The 15,795-nt window shown below is 63.8% G+C and carries 15 protein-coding genes and 1 tRNA gene; 12 read left to right on the top strand and 4 right to left on the bottom strand.

Annotated features, from left to right (window positions below):
• Nucleotides 1-54 precede the first annotated feature (54 nt).
• Genes ACFULT_RS25610 through ACFULT_RS25590 form a run of 5 tightly spaced genes read left to right on the top strand, consistent with a single transcriptional unit; the run spans nt 55 to nt 5,475 of the window.
• Complete coding sequence (locus tag ACFULT_RS25610; protein WP_378482891.1) at nt 55-1,560, top strand: CoA-acylating methylmalonate-semialdehyde dehydrogenase; 1,506 nt, start codon at nt 55-57, stop codon at nt 1,558-1,560.
• Between the two features lie 3 nt (nt 1,561-1,563).
• Nucleotides 1,564-2,703, top strand: coding sequence for an isobutyryl-CoA dehydrogenase (locus ACFULT_RS25605; RefSeq protein ID WP_094720994.1), 1,140 nt, complete (start codon nt 1,564-1,566; stop codon nt 2,701-2,703).
• Entirely contained in the window at nt 2,700-3,797 is a 1,098-nt protein-coding gene (locus ACFULT_RS25600) for an enoyl-CoA hydratase/isomerase family protein (protein WP_378482890.1), read from the top strand. The genes ACFULT_RS25605 and ACFULT_RS25600 overlap by 4 nt, the downstream gene beginning before the upstream one ends.
• Nucleotides 3,794-4,702, top strand: coding sequence for a 3-hydroxyisobutyrate dehydrogenase (gene mmsB / locus ACFULT_RS25595; protein WP_378482889.1), 909 nt, complete (start codon nt 3,794-3,796; stop codon nt 4,700-4,702). Before ACFULT_RS25600 ends, mmsB begins: the two co-directional genes overlap by 4 nt.
• A complete protein-coding gene (locus tag ACFULT_RS25590) occupies nt 4,699-5,475 on the top strand; it encodes an enoyl-CoA hydratase (protein WP_037104649.1) in 777 nt (258 codons plus the stop codon). The genes mmsB and ACFULT_RS25590 overlap by 4 nt, the downstream gene beginning before the upstream one ends.
• Here ACFULT_RS25590 and ACFULT_RS25585 read toward each other — a convergent pair.
• Nucleotides 5,465-6,316 (bottom strand): hypothetical protein, encoded by an 852-nt coding sequence (locus ACFULT_RS25585; protein WP_241483600.1) that lies wholly within the window; start codon nt 6,314-6,316, stop codon nt 5,465-5,467. The genes ACFULT_RS25590 and ACFULT_RS25585 overlap by 11 nt on opposite strands.
• A 78-nt stretch (nt 6,317-6,394) precedes the next feature.
• Complete coding sequence (locus ACFULT_RS25580) at nt 6,395-6,928, bottom strand: MarR family winged helix-turn-helix transcriptional regulator (protein ID WP_378482888.1); 534 nt, start codon at nt 6,926-6,928, stop codon at nt 6,395-6,397.
• Between the two features lie 115 nt (nt 6,929-7,043).
• Here ACFULT_RS25580 and ACFULT_RS25575 point away from each other — a divergent pair.
• Nucleotides 7,044-7,117: transfer RNA gene (locus ACFULT_RS25575), tRNA-Cys, on the top strand.
• An 847-nt stretch (nt 7,118-7,964) separates the two neighbouring features.
• Here ACFULT_RS25575 and ACFULT_RS25570 read toward each other — a convergent pair.
• The gene (locus ACFULT_RS25570; protein ID WP_378482887.1) at nt 7,965-8,171 is read right to left on the bottom strand and encodes a hypothetical protein; all 207 of its coding nucleotides are present in this window, start codon (nt 8,169-8,171) and stop codon (nt 7,965-7,967) included.
• 4 nt (nt 8,172-8,175) lie between these two features.
• Nucleotides 8,176-9,405 (bottom strand): hypothetical protein, encoded by a 1,230-nt coding sequence (locus tag ACFULT_RS25565; protein WP_378482886.1) that lies wholly within the window; start codon nt 9,403-9,405, stop codon nt 8,176-8,178.
• 760 nt (nt 9,406-10,165) lie between these two features.
• Here ACFULT_RS25565 and ACFULT_RS25560 point away from each other — a divergent pair.
• The 6 genes from ACFULT_RS25560 (at nt 10,166) to ACFULT_RS25535 (ending at nt 15,780) form a co-directional block, all read left to right on the top strand.
• A complete protein-coding gene (locus tag ACFULT_RS25560; protein WP_378482885.1) occupies nt 10,166-10,999 on the top strand; it encodes a hypothetical protein in 834 nt (277 codons plus the stop codon).
• Nucleotides 11,000-11,183: 184 nt separating this feature from the next.
• Entirely contained in the window at nt 11,184-13,511 is a 2,328-nt protein-coding gene (locus tag ACFULT_RS25555) for a bifunctional DNA primase/polymerase (protein ID WP_378482884.1), read from the top strand.
• A gap of 204 nt (nt 13,512-13,715) precedes the next feature.
• Nucleotides 13,716-13,934 carry a hypothetical protein gene (locus ACFULT_RS25550; RefSeq protein ID WP_378482883.1) on the top strand — a complete coding sequence of 73 codons (219 nt, stop codon included), beginning with the start codon at nt 13,716-13,718 and terminating at the stop codon, nt 13,932-13,934.
• A 254-nt stretch (nt 13,935-14,188) separates the two neighbouring features.
• A complete protein-coding gene (locus ACFULT_RS25545; protein ID WP_378482882.1) occupies nt 14,189-14,779 on the top strand; it encodes a hypothetical protein in 591 nt (196 codons plus the stop codon).
• 102 nt (nt 14,780-14,881) lie between these two features.
• Nucleotides 14,882-15,124 (top strand): hypothetical protein, encoded by a 243-nt coding sequence (locus ACFULT_RS25540; protein WP_378482881.1) that lies wholly within the window; start codon nt 14,882-14,884, stop codon nt 15,122-15,124.
• A complete protein-coding gene (locus ACFULT_RS25535) occupies nt 15,121-15,780 on the top strand; it encodes a recombinase family protein (protein ID WP_378482880.1) in 660 nt (219 codons plus the stop codon). The genes ACFULT_RS25540 and ACFULT_RS25535 overlap by 4 nt, the downstream gene beginning before the upstream one ends.
• The last annotated feature ends 15 nt before the right edge of the window (nt 15,781-15,795 follow it).

Raw genomic sequence — 15,795 nt, 5'->3', positions numbered from 1 at the left:
AGTCCGACTATAGGATGAGCACACTTCATTCTCGTACCTGTTAGGACGGATTCCATGGCTCGCGAACTCACGCATTTCATCGGCGGCAAGCACGTTCCCGGAGAGTCGGGGAATTTCGGCGACGTGTTCGACCCCAATACCGGCGAGGTTCAGGCGCTCGTTCCGCTGGCCAGTGACGCCGAGGTCGAGGCGGCCATCTCCGACGCCGAGCAGGCCCAGCGCGAGTGGGCGACGTGGAACCCGCAGCGCCGCGCCCGTGTGCTGATGAAGTTCCTGCAGCTCATCAACCGCGACATGGACGAGCTCGCTCGCTTGCTGTCGAGCGAGCACGGCAAGACCATCGCCGACGCCAAGGGCGACATCCAGCGCGGCCTCGAGGTCGTCGAGTTCGCCGTCGGCATCCCGCACCTGCTCAAGGGTGAGTACACCGAAGGCGCGGGCGGCGGAATCGACGTCTACTCGATGCGGCAGCCGCTCGGCGTCGTCGCCGGTATCACCCCGTTCAACTTCCCGGCGATGATCCCGCTGTGGAAGGCAGGCCCGGCCATTGCGTGCGGCAACGCGTTCATCCTCAAGCCGTCCGAGCGTGACCCGTCGGTACCGCTCAAGCTGGCCGAGCTGTTCCTCGAAGCCGGTTTGCCGCCGGGCATCTTCAACGTCGTCAACGGCGGCAAGAATGCCGTCGACGTGCTGCTGAACGACGATCGCGTCAAGGCCATCGGCTTCGTCGGGTCGACTCCGATCGCGCAGTACATCTACGAGGAAGCCGCCAGGAACGGCAAGCGCGCCCAGTGTTTCGGTGGCGCCAAGAACCATGCTCTCGTCATGCCCGACGCCGATCTCGATCAGGTCGCCGACGCCCTCCTCGGTGCTGCCTACGGCTCCGCGGGCGAGCGCTGCATGGCCATCTCGGTCGCCGTTCCTGTCGGTGAGGAGACTGCTGATGCGCTCGTCGCCAAGCTGAAGGAACGCGTCGCGACGCTGAAGATCGGCCGCTCCGACGACGAGAACGCGGACTTCGGGCCGCTCGTCGGAAGCGACGCGCTGAAGCGGGTCAACGACTACACCCAGATCGGTATCGACGAAGGAGCCGAGCTCGTCGTCGACGGCCGGGACTTCGTGCTCGAGGGCCACGAGAACGGGTTCTTCGCGGGCGCAACGTTGTTCGACAAGGTCACCACGGACATGCGCATCTACAAGGAAGAGATCTTCGGACCGGTCCTGATCGTGGTGCGCGCCAAGGACTACGAGGACGCACTGCGTCTACCGACCGAGCACGAATACGGCAACGGCGTGTCCATCTTCACTCGCGACGGCGACACTGCTCGCGACTTCTGCTCGCGCGTGCAGGTCGGCATGGTCGGCGTCAACGTCCCGATTCCGGTGCCGATCGCGTACCACACGTTCGGCGGCTGGAAGCGCTCCGGCTTCGGCGATCTCAACCAGCACGGACCGGATTCGGTGCGCTTCTACACCAAGACCAAGACCGTCACACAGCGGTGGCCGTCGGGCACCAAGGAGCAAGCAGCCAACCACTTCGTCATCCCCAACATGGACTGACGCATGTTCACACTGACCGAAGACGAAAAGGCGATCAACGAAACCGCACGGGATTTCGCCGACGAGTTCCTCGCTCCCGATGCAGTCGAGTGGGACCAGAACAAGCACTTTCCGGTGGATGTGCTGCGCAAGGCGGCCGGTCTGGGAATGGGCGGCATCTACATCGGTGAGGACGTCGGTGGGTCCGGCTTGACGCGGCTCGATTCCGTGCGCATATTCGAGCAGCTCGCGACGGGTGACCCGTCGATCGCGGCCTACATCTCCATCCACAACATGGTGACGTGGATGATCGACACCTACGGCAACGACGACCAGCGTCGCCAGTGGGTGCCGGGATTGTGCTCGATGGACCAGCTGGGTAGTTACTGCCTGACCGAGCCCGGTGCGGGGTCCGACGCGGCGGCCTTGAGTACCAGGGCTGTTCGCGACGGAGACGAGTATGTGCTGAACGGCGTCAAGCAGTTCATCTCCGGTGCGGGTACGTCGGACGTGTACGTCGTGATGGTCCGGACGGGGAGTACGGGCCCCAAGGGGATCTCCGCGATCATCGTGCCCAAGGATTCGCCCGGCCTGTCCTTCGGGGCCAACGAGAAGAAGATGGGGTGGAACGCCCAGCCCACACGCCAGGTCATCTTCGAGGACGTTCGCGTCCCGGCCGCCAATGTCCTCGGTAACGAGGGCGACGGTTTCCGCATCGCGATGAACGGACTCAACGGTGGTCGGCTCAACATCGCGGCGTGTTCGATCGGTGGCGCTCAGTCCGCGTTGGACAAGGCCGTCGCATATCTGTTGGAGCGAAAGGCGTTCGGAGCTCGTTTGCTCGACGCCCAAGCTCTTCAGTTTCGTCTGGCCGACATGAAGACCGAACTCGAAGCTGCACGCACCATGCTGTGGCGCGCCGCCGATGCGCTGCAGCAGAACGCGCCGGACAAGGTGGAACTGTGCGCGATGGCGAAGAGATTCGCCACCGACACCGGATTCCAGGTTGCCAACGATGCACTCCAACTTCTCGGTGGCTACGGTTATCTCGCGGAGTACGGAGTCGAGAAGATCGTCCGCGATCTTCGTGTGCACCAGATCCTCGAAGGAACCAACGAGATCATGCGAGTCGTGGTGGCTCGCTCGATAGTGGGAGCAGCATGACCGAGGCAGTGACCGGATCCGAACCAGAAGTCCTGTTCGACGTCCGCGGTGGGGTCGGCCGGATCACGCTGAACCGCCCCAAGGCCATCAACGCGCTCAATCACGCCATGGTGCAGCAGATTGCGCCGAAGCTCGAACAGTGGGCTACCGCCGACGACGTCGACCTCGTACTGCTCGTGGGAGCCGGTGAACGTGGCCTGTGCGCGGGCGGCGACATCGTCTCGATCTACCACGATGCGAAAGAGGGCGGCAGCGGTTCGAAGGACTTCTGGCGCGACGAATACATTCTCAACGCGGCGATCGCCCGATTCCCGAAGCCGTACGTCGCCATCATGGACGGTGTGGTCATGGGCGGTGGCGTCGGGTTGTCCGCTCACGGCAACGTCCGAATCGTCACCGAGCGATCGAAGATCGCGATGCCGGAAGTCGGGATCGGGTTCGTCCCCGACGTCGGCGGCACGTACCTTCTCGCGCGGACGCCAGGAGAACTCGGCACCCACCTGGGCCTGACGACGGCGCGCATGGATGCAGGCGACGCGATCGCAGCCGGATTCGCGGACCACTACATGCCGTCGGCGAATCTCGAGAAGTTCTTCGACATTCTCGAATCCGGTGAATTGTCCGACGCTCTGGACGAGTTCACCGAAGAAGCACCTGCGTCGACTCTCGATGCATCGCGTGAGTGGATCGACAGGTACTACGCAGGAGCCAGTGTCCAGGCCATCGTGGACGGACTGCGCGGCAGCGGCGTACCCGACGCAGAGAAAGCTGCGGCCGACATCGAATCGAAATCGCCTGTCTCGCTGAAGGTGACCCTGCGCTCGCTGCGGCACGCGGCCACGGCGTCGTCGCTCGAGGAGGTGTTGAACGAGGAGTATCGAGTCTCGCTCGCGAGCCTCGAATCACACGATCTCGTCGAGGGCATCCGTGCGCAGGTCGTGGAGAAGGACAGAAACCCGAAGTGGTCGCCTGCGACGCTCGCAGACGTGACCGACGCCGACGTCGATCGGTACTTCGCATCGTTGGGTGACAGGGAACTGGGGTTGGAGTGGAGCCTGCAGAAACGACCGATGGGACTGGAGAAGAACGCATGAGTGAGAAGACGATCGGCTTCATCGGTCTCGGCCACATGGGCGGCCCGATGGCGGCCAATCTGGTCAAGGCCGGGTACACGGTGCAGGGTTTCGATCTGGTCCCGGCAGCGTTGGCGCAGGCCGAGTCCGACGGGGTGACCGTCGTCGACTCTGCGGTGGCAGCAGTGAAGGATGCGGGCATCGTCGTGACGATGCTTCCGAACGGGCGGCTTGTCCTCGATCTGTACAAGGATCTGCTGCCGGCGGCGGCGGCGGGCACGTTGTTCATCGACAGTTCCACGATCGATGTCGCCGACGCCCACGCCGCGCACAAGCTGATCGACGACGCGGGCCATCGCGGTCTCGACGCGCCGGTGTCCGGCGGAGTCGGCGGGGCGGCTGCGGGGACGTTGACGTTCATGGTCGGTGGCTCGGAGGAGGACTTCGCCTCGGCAGCAGCGGTTCTCGATGTGATGGGCCGCAAGGTCGTGCACTGCGGGCAGGCCGGTAACGGTCAGGCCGCCAAGATCTGCAACAACATGATCCTCGGCGTGTCCATGATCGCGATCAGCGAGGCGTTCGTGCTGGGGGAGAAGCTCGGACTCAGCAATCAGGCTCTGTTCGACGTTGCGTCGACGGCGTCCGGTCAGTGCTGGGCGCTCACCACCAACTGCCCGGTTCCGGGCCCGGTCCCCACTTCGCCGGCGAACAACGACTACAAGCCGGGCTTCGCCGCTGCTCTGATGGACAAAGACCTCGGTCTCGCTGCCAATGCGTTGCGCGACAACGGTGTCGAGGGAGTTCTGGGGTTGCAGGCCGCCGAGATCTACGCGAAGTTCAAGGAGACGTCCGGCGGCGGTACCGATGTCGACTTCTCCGGCATCATCAACGACATTCGTGAGCGTTCGACAGGAGCAGCGCAGTGACTGACTTCGAAACCATTCTGCTCGAGCGTCGTGGACGGGTCGGCATTGTCACTCTGAATCGGCCGAAGGCATTGAACGCGCTCAATTCTCAGCTGATGCACGAGGTCGTCTCGGTCGTCGAGGAACTCGATCGTGACGAGAACATCGGCGCCATCCTCATCACCGGTTCGGAGAAGGCGTTCGCTGCCGGAGCGGACATCAAGGAGATGCAGCCGAAGTCCTACATGGACGTGTACCTCGACGACTTCTTCACGGCATGGGATCGTCTGGCCGCGGCCAGAACACCGATCGTGGCGGCGGTATCCGGCTATGCGCTCGGCGGTGGGTGCGAACTCGCGATGATGTGCGACGTCCTGATCGCCTCCGACACCGCGGTGTTCGGTCAACCCGAGATCAAGCTCGGTGTCATTCCCGGAATCGGTGGTTCGCAGCGTCTTACCCGCGCGGTCGGCAAAGCCAAGGCGATGGAGATGGTGCTGACCGGGCGTAACATGAAGGTCGAGGAAGCCGAGCGAGCCGGCCTTGTCTCACGCATCGTCCCAGTAGCCGACCTGCTCGAGGACGCCATCGCCACCGCGACCACGATCGCGGAGATGTCGCTTCCTGTCGCGATGATGGCGAAGGACGCCGTGAATCGGTCGTTCGAGTCCTCGCTCGCCGAGGGAGTCAGGTTCGAGCGTCGCCTGTTCCATTCGACGTTCGCGACCGAGGATCAGAAGGAAGGCATGGCCGCGTTCGTGGAGAAGCGTCCGGCCAAGTTCGTCAATCGCTGAACTGCTGATCGGTTGCACCATTGATCGTGGACAGCAATGCGGCTCCCCGGGCTGAAACCAGCTCGGGGCGCTGCGGCACCACCGTGCGCAGACGCAGGCGTTTCTCGAAGGCCGCGCCGATCGACGTGACGTTGGCGCCCCCACCGAGCAGGACGATCGACGCAGGTTTGGTGCCGGACAGTTCGATCGTCTGTTCCACCACCATCGTCGCGTAACGCACCGGACCGGCGATGATGTCGTCGAAGTCCCCTCGCGTCAGTACGTGGTGGCCCGCGCCGTCGCGATCGCGCGCGCTCACCACACCGCCGTCACTGAGCCGCTCCTTGAGTGCGCGGGACGAGTCGATGTCCGTCCGGACCCCATGGTCGGCGAGATGTCGGCGAACGAGGTGGTCCAGGTCGTCACCACAGAACGTCTCTGTTCGACGCGCGGCGACGGTGTGGCCCGCGGCGAGGTCGAGCACGGACACCGTCATACCGGTACTCCCCAGATCGCACAGTACTGTCGAGCCGTGCGCGGGAACGGTTCCGGTGAACCGAAGGTAACGCAGCTGCGCTGCGGTTTCGTGGACGAGTTGGGCGTAGCGCGGATCACGGTGGGCGCTGATGGCGTCGGCTTCCTCGGCCAAACGGTACGCGATGGCCGAATGCTGCACCGGTAGAGACAATTTGGCGGCGATGGTGTGCAGGGCGGACACCCCGTCGGAGATCGTGGAGACCAACGACTGACCTCGTCGACGACGCACGGTGCGCGACGCCACCGGCGCGCGATGAGGACTGTCGAGATACGTCAGGATTGCGCGCGCACCGTGTGCACCCGCGCCTACACCCACAACCAACACTGCTTTGCTCCAACCTGGGAGCGGCCCCCGCCACCCCCCAGTGACCATTTGATCATGAAACGGGTGAGCGAGCGCGATTCACCAGGCCGCAGCGGCCCCGTCGTTCTCGAAATCGCCAGCGGTGCGCCTCAGTTCGGCCAGGATTCGCACCAGCGACGTCAACCGGTCCTTCGCCAGACCGGGCTTGCCGAACACCTGCGCATTGAGCTTCTCGGTGGCATCGACTGCCAGTTCGCGGCCGCTGTCGGTGATTTCGACGAGGGTGGTGCGTCGGTCGCTCGGATGCGGCGTCCGGCGCACGTACCCGGCGGTCTCCAACCGATCCACCGCATTGGTGACACTCGTCGGGTGGACCTGCAGGCGCGCACTTGCTTTTGCCATCGGGATCGCACCGGTCTTGGTGAAGGTCAGCAACGTCAGCAACTCGTAGCGCGAGAACGTCAAACCAGTCGGCTTCAGCACTTCCTCGACCCGCGCGAGCATGATCTGCTGCGCACGCATCAACGACGTGACCGCGGCCATCCCGTCGGCGACGTCGCCCCATCCATGCTTGGTCCACTGACGGTGGGCCTCTGCAATGGGATCGAGTGGAAGCGGCGACGAAGCAGACATGCCCTCCATCCTCCCATGGCATCCGGCCTGGGCGCCGTCGTCTGCCGTGTCTTTGAAATCACGCTGAGCAGAACGATGGTCACATCGGGTTCACTGGGGCAATCTTGTCCTCGATGCGGGTGTGGCTGAGTGGCTAGGCACCGGCCTGCAAAGCCGTTTACACGGGTTCGAATCCCGTCGCTCGCTCCATCATCGAGGCTGGCCAGCAATGGCCAGCCTCGATTCGTTTCTGCAGGTAGATGAGGCTGTATGACGGTTGCGTGCGCGCACCGTACGCGCTCTGTGGTTGAACCGTAAACGGGTCGTGTTCACGTCAAGCGGAGGTACCGTTGGGGTACCGTTTGATCGGTTCGAACGCACGTCCAAGACCGGCTGAACCGGCAGACACTTCTGCCCTCGGTGGTACCGGGCACATGGTCACCGAGGGCAGAAGCGGACAGACCCCGAACGGTCCGTCTACCGGAGGCCGAGGCCCAACCTCCGGGGTGTGGGCGTGGTGGCGGCTGGCACTGAGATGCGGTTTCGAGTGGCCCTGCTGCCTCAGGGTCGGACTTGAGCACCCGTGTTGCTACAGGTGCCCAACTCGGAGGCCGTCAACGCCGTAGACGGGTTCCCGCACCGGTCGACTTGTTTGGTGCCGACCGCGTCTTGCTGCCTGCGGATGCCTTGGCAGACGGCGCGGACTTGCGTGCCGAATTCGGGCGCACGGTAACGGTTAGCGTTTTCGCTTGTTTCGACAACACCGGAGAAACGTCTAGCCGACGGTCGTCGCGGCCGCGATACCCGATCGTCCCGCGAACCAGCCCACCGCGCCCGGTCGGTGTCCGTAGTTCAGCACCGACCGTCGCGGACTTGAAATTTCCCGACGGCCCCACGTCTAGATGCCGGAAGGCAGAGCCGCGTACGTAGGACTGCCGGACCTTGGCGGTGGCCTTACGACCCACAGCACGCGTCGCCGTCTTGGTGGCGACTTTTACTCCGGCAACCCGAGAGAACCGACCCCGACTATCTCGTTTCAAATTTCTTTGCCGCGCCATCAGTCGTCCTCGCCGTCGAGTTCACGCTGCAACTGCACCAGCGCGGGGTCGGTCGGTGGACGGGGCGGCTTCGCCCTGTAGCGGCCACCGAGCCTGGGAGGTGCGCCTTCCAACCCCGGCGGCGTCAACCCGCTTCCGTAGCCGAATTCGGACGCTCCTCTGTCCTCCCGCTGGCCATAGTTGAGACCTTCTTTGCCGGGTGACATTGGGTCACTTCGGGATAACTGGCGGCGTGTACGTGCTGCCGGTAGTCACCTGGAGGCATGCTGCCGCAGAGCGATACCGTACCCCCGTACCAAATGAGCGTGCAAAATAACTCTCGACCAGCGGATACCGGGTGTCACGCCCCGGAATCTGACGGAGGCCACGATATTCAGGCGCTGGGAACTCCCTCAGACCGATCGGATTCTGCGACGAGCCTGGCCCGCCGGTGGCTACAACGGTGACGTACCCGGCCGGGATGAACTCGGATTCGATGAGCCACGCAGGGCCGTACGAACCCAGCACGGGCAACCCGCCATACTCACCCGGCGCAACCTGACCGATCACGGTCTGGTCCGTCAGGTATGCGGGAGCCGTCGCGCTCGGAATGAACGAGTGCAGAGGCAGCGGGCCTGTAGTCTCCGACCCGAACGGTGCGCGCGACGGAATGTCCCGTTGAAATCCCTGGATCCGACGGCTTTCGGCTGGGTTGGCGAGAATGAGCAACTGCGTGCCGTTGCCGGTGCGGTAGCCCTTCACCGAGACCATGTCAATCAGGTCTTCGATGTCGCCGCTGTCGATGACGGGCGCACCCGACGCTAGATAGTGGTTTGTCGTGGTCGGAAATGCCCTGCCTAAGTAGGGAAGTGGACCTAATCCATCGGCGCCATTCCACAATCCGAAGACTCTGTTCCCCTCATCGTTGACGCGTTCGCGCGGGTCGAAGAGCCGGTCCAGTATTGTTCCATTGACGAGCTTGTTGTCGGCAGCGAGCGCAAGGTTGAAGATTCCCTGCACTTGCTGCGATGTGTACGCCCTGAGCGCCTTCCATGTAAACCTCGTGGATCGGTCCCAATCGTCCAGGTCGAATCCGACCAGGAGTGGTTTAGCCGCTGTGGCAATGCCGGTTGGCTCGCCGAATTCACTAGCGCGCTCGAATGATTCGGACTCCAGCGTCTGAGCGACGGGCTCGGCGCTGACTGTCGTCGGGAACGAGAGCAAGCTGGCGATCCGGCTCCGTTGCTCGTTGAAGAGCGCGACTGTTGCTTGCTGTTCTTCCCAGATTCGAGAAAGTGGAATGCCGTCGGCGGTTTTCGTGACGAGGGCTCCGCCGAGCGTGTTGTATCCGCGTTCTGCGCCGCACAGCGGACGCAAGAAAGCCGAGCGGTCGGGGCCGGTGGTCGGGAGGTCCGGCACTCCGAAGCCAGGGCGGATGGTTTGGGGATGCGTGGTGGTCATTTTAGGTCTCCGTATGGGTCGAGGCGAATGATTGGCTCCCTCGCGACTGCGATGGAGGTTCGACCTCGGGCCTTAGAGACGTTGCAGCAGAACAAGTTACAAACCTGTCGTTGCTGCACAATTAGTGTACCTCAGGGTGTTCTGGGCACCTGGAACGCACTTCACAGGTGAGGCTTGCGCAACATGTACGCGGTGTGCATACTGGTGCCAGCACGCCCACAACTGCACAGTGCAACCACTGGTTCCGAAGGCCGACACAGTCGGACTGGACGGCCAGGGATATGTAAAGACCGTACGAGCTAATGGCGGGTCGAGCTTCGGCTCCCCGTACAGACACCTACGCGACATGTATGCCGACTAGTGGACACATCGAAAACCGACCCGTTCGGGGTGTGTCTGCAGGTCGGTTTTTCTCGTTTCTGTGGCACGCCCCTCATCTCCTGAGGAGGCACACCATGAGTACAGCTACTCGAACGCCCGCACCTTCGGCGCATCCGACCCCCATTGATCCTCTCGATCGCCCTGACCTGACCGAACGCGCTCTGGCCGAATACTTTCGCGACGAGCTTCAGGCACCCTTTATCACTCCGCGCGCAATCCGTCGGGCTATCGCCAACGGCGAACTTGTCGGTGTTCGTAAGTCTGGCCGCAACCTATTCACGCGTAGGGAAGCCGTCCGATGGTGGACCACAAGCGACGGCGACGGCGGTGCCAGCGCATGAATAGCGGTGAGTCGCCTGACGAGTTCGTGGACCGGGCCATGGCAAACTTCCGCACCCCTGAGGCGGTAGGTGACCGCATCGCAGCGGGGATGCAGCACGACAGGCTCCCTTTGTTCAACGGCGAGGCACAGCAGGACTTCTCACCGAGTGCCCATGCGCATCCGGATATCGCTACGGCGATTGATCAGATTCGTGGCGAGGCGCGGACGCGTCCAGACGTGCGGTGGCTGGAAGCGAACGGGTTCACCTATGCGCGAAGTAATGCGACGAACCGGCCCGCTTCTCCCACGAACTACGGATGCGAGGCTCAGGACTGCAACTGCGGAGACACCGGTGGCCATCCCGACACGGGTGTGCTCGTCGACATCCGTGGCGGCAACCCAGTCGACCAGTTTCGCAGTGGCGCAGCGATTTCTGTGCGTGAACCGTACGGCGTGAAGGAAGTACACCTGCACGACCCCAACGTGCCGATGTTCAAGCCCAACCTGCCGTGGAGTATGACCGCCGACGGAGGAGTCACGCCGTCGTTGGTGGCGCTGCCGGTGATGTTCGACTACAGCACGGAACGGGTCGCTCGCGCAGCGATGGAACGGTTCGCATCTCGATGCTACTGGACCGGTCGGTGGACTCGCAGCGCAGACAAACTGGCTCGGTCTTACTGCTCCCGTACGGCTGACCGGGGCTTGTTGGTCTCTTCGGGGAAGGTCACCCGCGTATTCCCGATCTGCGATTCGTGCGCATGGGATTTAGCAAAAGACGTCACTCCAGGCGGCTGGGAACGCGGAACCGGCGAGGACGGGGGACGACTCGATTATGTCGTCAACGACGGCTGGGACCGCGCGGCCAACTATCCACCCGATAAGAACCGATAAACACCTCCGGTGACCTGACTGTTTCTGCTGTCAGGTCACCGGAACTGGAACCGTGAATTCATCGCCGAGCTCTCACCCTCGGCAGGCCAGGAGGGCCTCAGACATGGCACATGCTACCGCACCGAAGCGGCGCAACACCAGCTCAAACCCGCAGCAACGCAATCGGCTTGGTGTCGATAGCTTCATGAATGCGGCCATAGATCTGCGCGAGCGGGGCTGGCACCCGGTTCCGATCGGCGGTGATACTGGTAAGCAACCCTTGCTCGGAGGAGTGACCGGACGCAACGGTATCGATATCGAAAACGTCGACGAACTCCGGCACGCAGTACGCAGGTGGGCGCGCAGTGGACTCGGTTTGAACATCGCATCTCGAGCGCCGCGCGGTGTGATCGGCATCGACGCGGACTTCTACGGCGGAAAATCTGGACGGCATACCCTCATCGACGCCGAACAACGCTGGGGCGTTCTACCGCCGACGTGGGTTACGACCGCTCGGACGGACGGCTCCGGCATCCGTTGGTATCGACTCCCGGAACAGGTTGTCGAACAGGGGTGGGAGTCTCGGGGCGTTTTGGGTGCAGGTGTCGAGATCGTTCAACGTCATCATCGCGTCGGCGCGATGCCGCCGAGCGTGCATCACACCGGTCGTCGTTACGTGATCTTGGGACCAGACGGAAAACGGTGCGACGCGCTTCCGCGCCCCGAACTGCTGCCCACGCTTCCCCCGGCCTGGGTCGACGGCTTGCGCCGTGATGCGACATACGGGCACGCGCTCGGGAGCCGGGCTCAGGCCAAAGCGGTTGTCGAACAGTTGCGGGACGGTGAGTTGACCGGAGAGACGTCCCTCTTGTTCAACAGATGCCTCGCGGCGTTCCGTCAGGATGGTGGCCGGTACGACGCCCTCAACAAGTTCGTGATCTTGCTGATTCGCCAGGGTGCGTGCGGCGCTCCTGGAGTGCCGACGGCACTGCGGATTCTCCGGGAAGAGTACGTCCGCGCGGTGTCGGAGGCGCGTGGTGGCCCGGCTGGCGCGCACCGCGAGTTCGATGTTGCCGAAGCCGACGCTGCGCAGATTGTTGCGGGCGACGGTACCGCCGGTGTCGAGGCTTGGGCGGCGCTGCAACCGGGTGGTCTGTGGCATCCGTCAACGCCGTTTCCTGGTCGTGACCGTGCGCATCTGCGTGAACTCGGATTGCTCAACGACGCCGGCGAAGTTACTGATCTCGAACCCCCTCGATCGTCGTGGGAGCCGGTCGACGTTGCCGCCGCGCTCAGCGGTGGTGGTCCGCCGCCGCCGGTGGTGTTGCGCCGAGACGACGGTGCCCATCTGTTCTACGCAGGAAAGGTTCACTCCGTGCATGGAGAGAGCGAGTCCGGCAAGTCGTGGCTCGTGCAATGCGCTGCGGCACAGGTACTTCAAGCCGATGGATCAGTGCTTTACGTCGACTTCGAGGACGACGTGGACGGCGTTGTGGGACGGCTATTGCTATTGGGCGTCGCCAAAGAAGTACTGACCGATGTCGACCGGTTCGTATACGTGCGGCCGGAAGAATCTTTCGGGGCTGTTGCTGCGCGGGATGCCTTTCAGCAGACGTTGTGTCGGGCGTTCGCGCTGGCGGTCGTGGACGGCGTCACCGACAGCATGGGTACGTTCGGGTACTCGGTAACAAACAACGACGACGTCGCTGCGTGGCAGCGAGAAGTACCCCGGCAGATCGCTCGGCGTACCGGTGCAGCCGTGGCCTGCGTGGATCACGTCAGCCGCGACACCGAAGGGCGAGGACGCTTCGCTCTGGGTGGGCAGCACAAGCTAGCCGGGTTGGACGGGGCCGCGTTCGTCGTCGAGATGGAGAAACCGTTCGCGGTGGGAATGGCGGGCTTTGCCAGTGTCCGCGTTGGCAAGGACCGCCCCGGTCATGTTCGTGGTCTGGGAGGAAGCTGGCGCAAGAACGACCGCACGCAGCGCGTGGCCGATTTCCACCTAGACAGCACTGATCCCACGTCACCGATCTGGACGCTGAGCCCACCGGTAAACGCGGGCCGCACAGTAGATGTGGTCGAGAGCGACGGATCTGGGGCTAGGGATGGGTCTGCGTTCCGTCCTACGTGGTTCATGGAGCGGGTCAGCCGGTACTGGGAGACGACCGAAGACCGCGCCCAACGTTCGACCACGAAAACTGTCGATGCCATGATGGCCGAACGCAAAGCGGCCAACAAAGAGCCGAAGCGCGCGCTGTGGCGTAAAGCGATCGATCTTCTGGTGGACGAGAGCTACGCCCGCCGAGAGGAAGGCCCTCGTAAGACGCACGAGCACTCGGTGGTGACGGCCTACCGGCAGACGGCCGATCCTCAGTCCGACAGCTACCTAGGCGCAGACACCGCCGACTACGTCCATGGTGACCGGAAGTCCGGCACCAAGTTTCGGCTGCGGACGACCGTTGTGCCGTCGAGTGTGGACGCTGTGGGCGATGACGAGGCTGTCGAGGCGGTGGAAGTGGTGATGAAGCCATGACCCGGCCCACCCGGCCACCACCAGGCCGGGCACCCGGCCAGCCGGGTGGCCAGCACCAGGCCACGCACCAGGCCACAGCCCGCCCCCCCTACGGGGCGGCCTGGCCGGTGCGGCCGGGTGGCGGTGCCCCTGGCGCGGTGGAGAAATTACGAAATGTCCGGCCGGGTCAAAACCCTTAGAAGTGTCAAACGAAGGAGTGGATCAGTGAACGACAAGCAAAAGCTCGAAGCAACGACGAGGGGCGTCACGCAGGCGTGGGACTGGTGGCTGCACGACCATGAGGTCACCGCACCGGGAGCCGTGGAGACAGGTGTGCAGCTCGCGTTCGACGACTGGCTCGTGAAGAACACCGACGCGCTGATCGAAGCGATCGCTCGGGTAGTAGCAACGAACTCGCACATCGCGCAGGGAGCGAAGTTATGACAACGAACGGCGGTAGTCCGCTCGACGGCTCGGGGGCCGGTGACCTATCGAGGCAGGGTCCTAGGGAGGTGGTGTGGGGAGACGGCCGCAGACCCGATCCGTCAACCATCTGCAGCAAGCGGCGCACCAACGGCGAACCCTGCCGCAAGACAGCGATAAAGGGAACGCAGCCACCGCTCTGTGCCAGCCATGGAGGCAATGCCCCGGCGGTTCGAGCCAAGGCGCGACTGCGTCTGGAAAACGCAGCCGACCGCATGGCCAAGCAACTGCTCGGCATCGCCAGCGACGAGGAGACCCCACTGCCGTTGCGCCTCAGCGCGATCCGCGACGTTCTGGATCGCACGGGCATCACCGCGAAGACCGCCGTGGAGGTGGAGGTCGGGCCGACGCCCGCATGGAAAGAAGTGTTCGACGCCGCTATGGGTGGCGGCAGCCGCGCTGAGAGCCGCGCACTGCGCGGTACCGCCGACGAAGTGCCGACCGTGATCGACGCTGAAGTGATTGGGTTCGACCCTGACGACGGCCCGCTCGCCTTGCTCGACGGCGCGGGTAACGGCAGTACTGCGCCACGGGCCAATGCGCAGGTGCCACAACCCGATTTAGACACAGCTGGGCTAAACGGCAGCAACTCAACGGGTAGCGGCAGCGGCACCGGCCCCAACAAAGCCAGTCAACGAGTTACAGGCGATCTGGGCGGTTCTCGGGTCGACGCGAACTACCCACCCATCGTGTCGCTCGCGGAAGCCCACCCCGAAGACGAACCGCCCCGGCGCATCCGCACGAACGAACGCAACCGGGCGATCACGCCGAAGATGAGCAACGGCAAGAAGCGCAGGCGCGAATAGTCAGCTGTCGCAACGCAACTGAATTGTGAGTTGCATCACCCCGGCGTAAGTTGGGCGTTAGGCGTAAACGGTGGTTTGCGCCCAACTACCAAGGGAGACACAATGGCTGAGTTCAGTGGAGGGCGCATCCCACCGGGGCATGAGATATGGACGGCGTTCGTCGGGATGCCGGGTGAAGGTTGCAGCGAGGAAATAGACGTGTACGTGCCACGCGGCAGTACTGACGCCCACATTCGCGCAGACGTGCAGGCCATCCTCGATGCCGACTACGCACCGGGCCTCGTCATCATCGGCATGACCGAATTCAGTGGGGCCACCATCTACACCGCAGGAGCGCTGGGATGAACAACCATCGCCCACACATGCTCGGGTACGTGCGAGTGAGCACTGAGGAACAGGCAGACAGCCGCCTCGGGCTAGAGGCACAAGAGGCCGCACTCGTCGCTGAAGCGGACCGGCGCGGCTGGGAGCTCACGATCCTGCGGGACGAGGGCGCGAGCGGCAAGAACGTGAACCTGGGTCTGCGGGATGCGTTGGAGCAGTTAGCCGCTGGCCTCGCGGATGGCTTGGTCGTGACCAAGCTGGACAGGTTGGCACGCAGCACCGGCCACGCCAGCGACATCATGGAGCGAGCACAACGGCAGGACTGGAACCTGGTCATGCTGGACATCGGCATCGACCTGCGAACACCCAACGGCGAGGCGATGGCCGGGATGCTGGCGGTGTTCGCGCAGCTGGAGCGCAGGCTGATCGGCGAGCGGACCAAGGCAGCGCTCGCAGCGAAGAAGGCGCAGGGAACTGCGCTGGGTCGGCCTAGCCTGATGCCGACGGCAGTAGCGCGGCGGATCATCGAGATGCGGGCCACCGGCCAGACCTACGGCGCTATCGCAAGGACGCTCACCGACGAACAGGTACTTAGTCCAGCGGGTCGCCCGATCTGGCACGAGAGCACCGTGCGCCGGTTCTGCAAGTCGGTGGAACTCGCCAAGGCCGACGCCTGATGGCCCGTGCCGTCC

The sequence above is a fragment of the Rhodococcus sp. NPDC057297 genome (assembly GCF_042667435.1).
Classification (GTDB): Bacteria; Actinomycetota; Actinomycetes; order Mycobacteriales; family Mycobacteriaceae; genus Rhodococcoides.
This window is presented reverse-complemented; position numbering and strand designations above follow the sequence as displayed.

What these genes read in the sequence shown, in the direction of transcription:
- ACFULT_RS25610 (WP_378482891.1), top strand. Translation starts at nt 55, where the DNA reads ATGGCTCGCGAACTCACGCATTTCATCGGCGGCAAGCACGTTCCCGGA.
- ACFULT_RS25605 (WP_094720994.1), top strand. Translation starts at nt 1,564, where the DNA reads ATGTTCACACTGACCGAAGACGAAAAGGCGATCAACGAAACCGCACGG.
- ACFULT_RS25600 (WP_378482890.1), top strand. Translation starts at nt 2,700, where the DNA reads ATGACCGAGGCAGTGACCGGATCCGAACCAGAAGTCCTGTTCGACGTC.
- mmsB (WP_378482889.1), top strand. Translation starts at nt 3,794, where the DNA reads ATGAGTGAGAAGACGATCGGCTTCATCGGTCTCGGCCACATGGGCGGC.
- ACFULT_RS25580 (WP_378482888.1), bottom strand. Translation starts at nt 6,928, where the DNA reads ATGTCTGCTTCGTCGCCGCTTCCACTCGATCCCATTGCAGAGGCCCAC.
- ACFULT_RS25570 (WP_378482887.1), bottom strand. Translation starts at nt 8,171, where the DNA reads ATGTCACCCGGCAAAGAAGGTCTCAACTATGGCCAGCGGGAGGACAGA.
- ACFULT_RS25565 (WP_378482886.1), bottom strand. Translation starts at nt 9,405, where the DNA reads ATGACCACCACGCATCCCCAAACCATCCGCCCTGGCTTCGGAGTGCCG.
- ACFULT_RS25560 (WP_378482885.1), top strand. Translation starts at nt 10,166, where the DNA reads ATGGCAAACTTCCGCACCCCTGAGGCGGTAGGTGACCGCATCGCAGCG.
- ACFULT_RS25555 (WP_378482884.1), top strand. Translation starts at nt 11,184, where the DNA reads ATGAATGCGGCCATAGATCTGCGCGAGCGGGGCTGGCACCCGGTTCCG.
- ACFULT_RS25545 (WP_378482882.1), top strand. Translation starts at nt 14,189, where the DNA reads ATGGCCAAGCAACTGCTCGGCATCGCCAGCGACGAGGAGACCCCACTG.
- ACFULT_RS25540 (WP_378482881.1), top strand. Translation starts at nt 14,882, where the DNA reads ATGGCTGAGTTCAGTGGAGGGCGCATCCCACCGGGGCATGAGATATGG.
- ACFULT_RS25535 (WP_378482880.1), top strand. Translation starts at nt 15,121, where the DNA reads ATGAACAACCATCGCCCACACATGCTCGGGTACGTGCGAGTGAGCACT.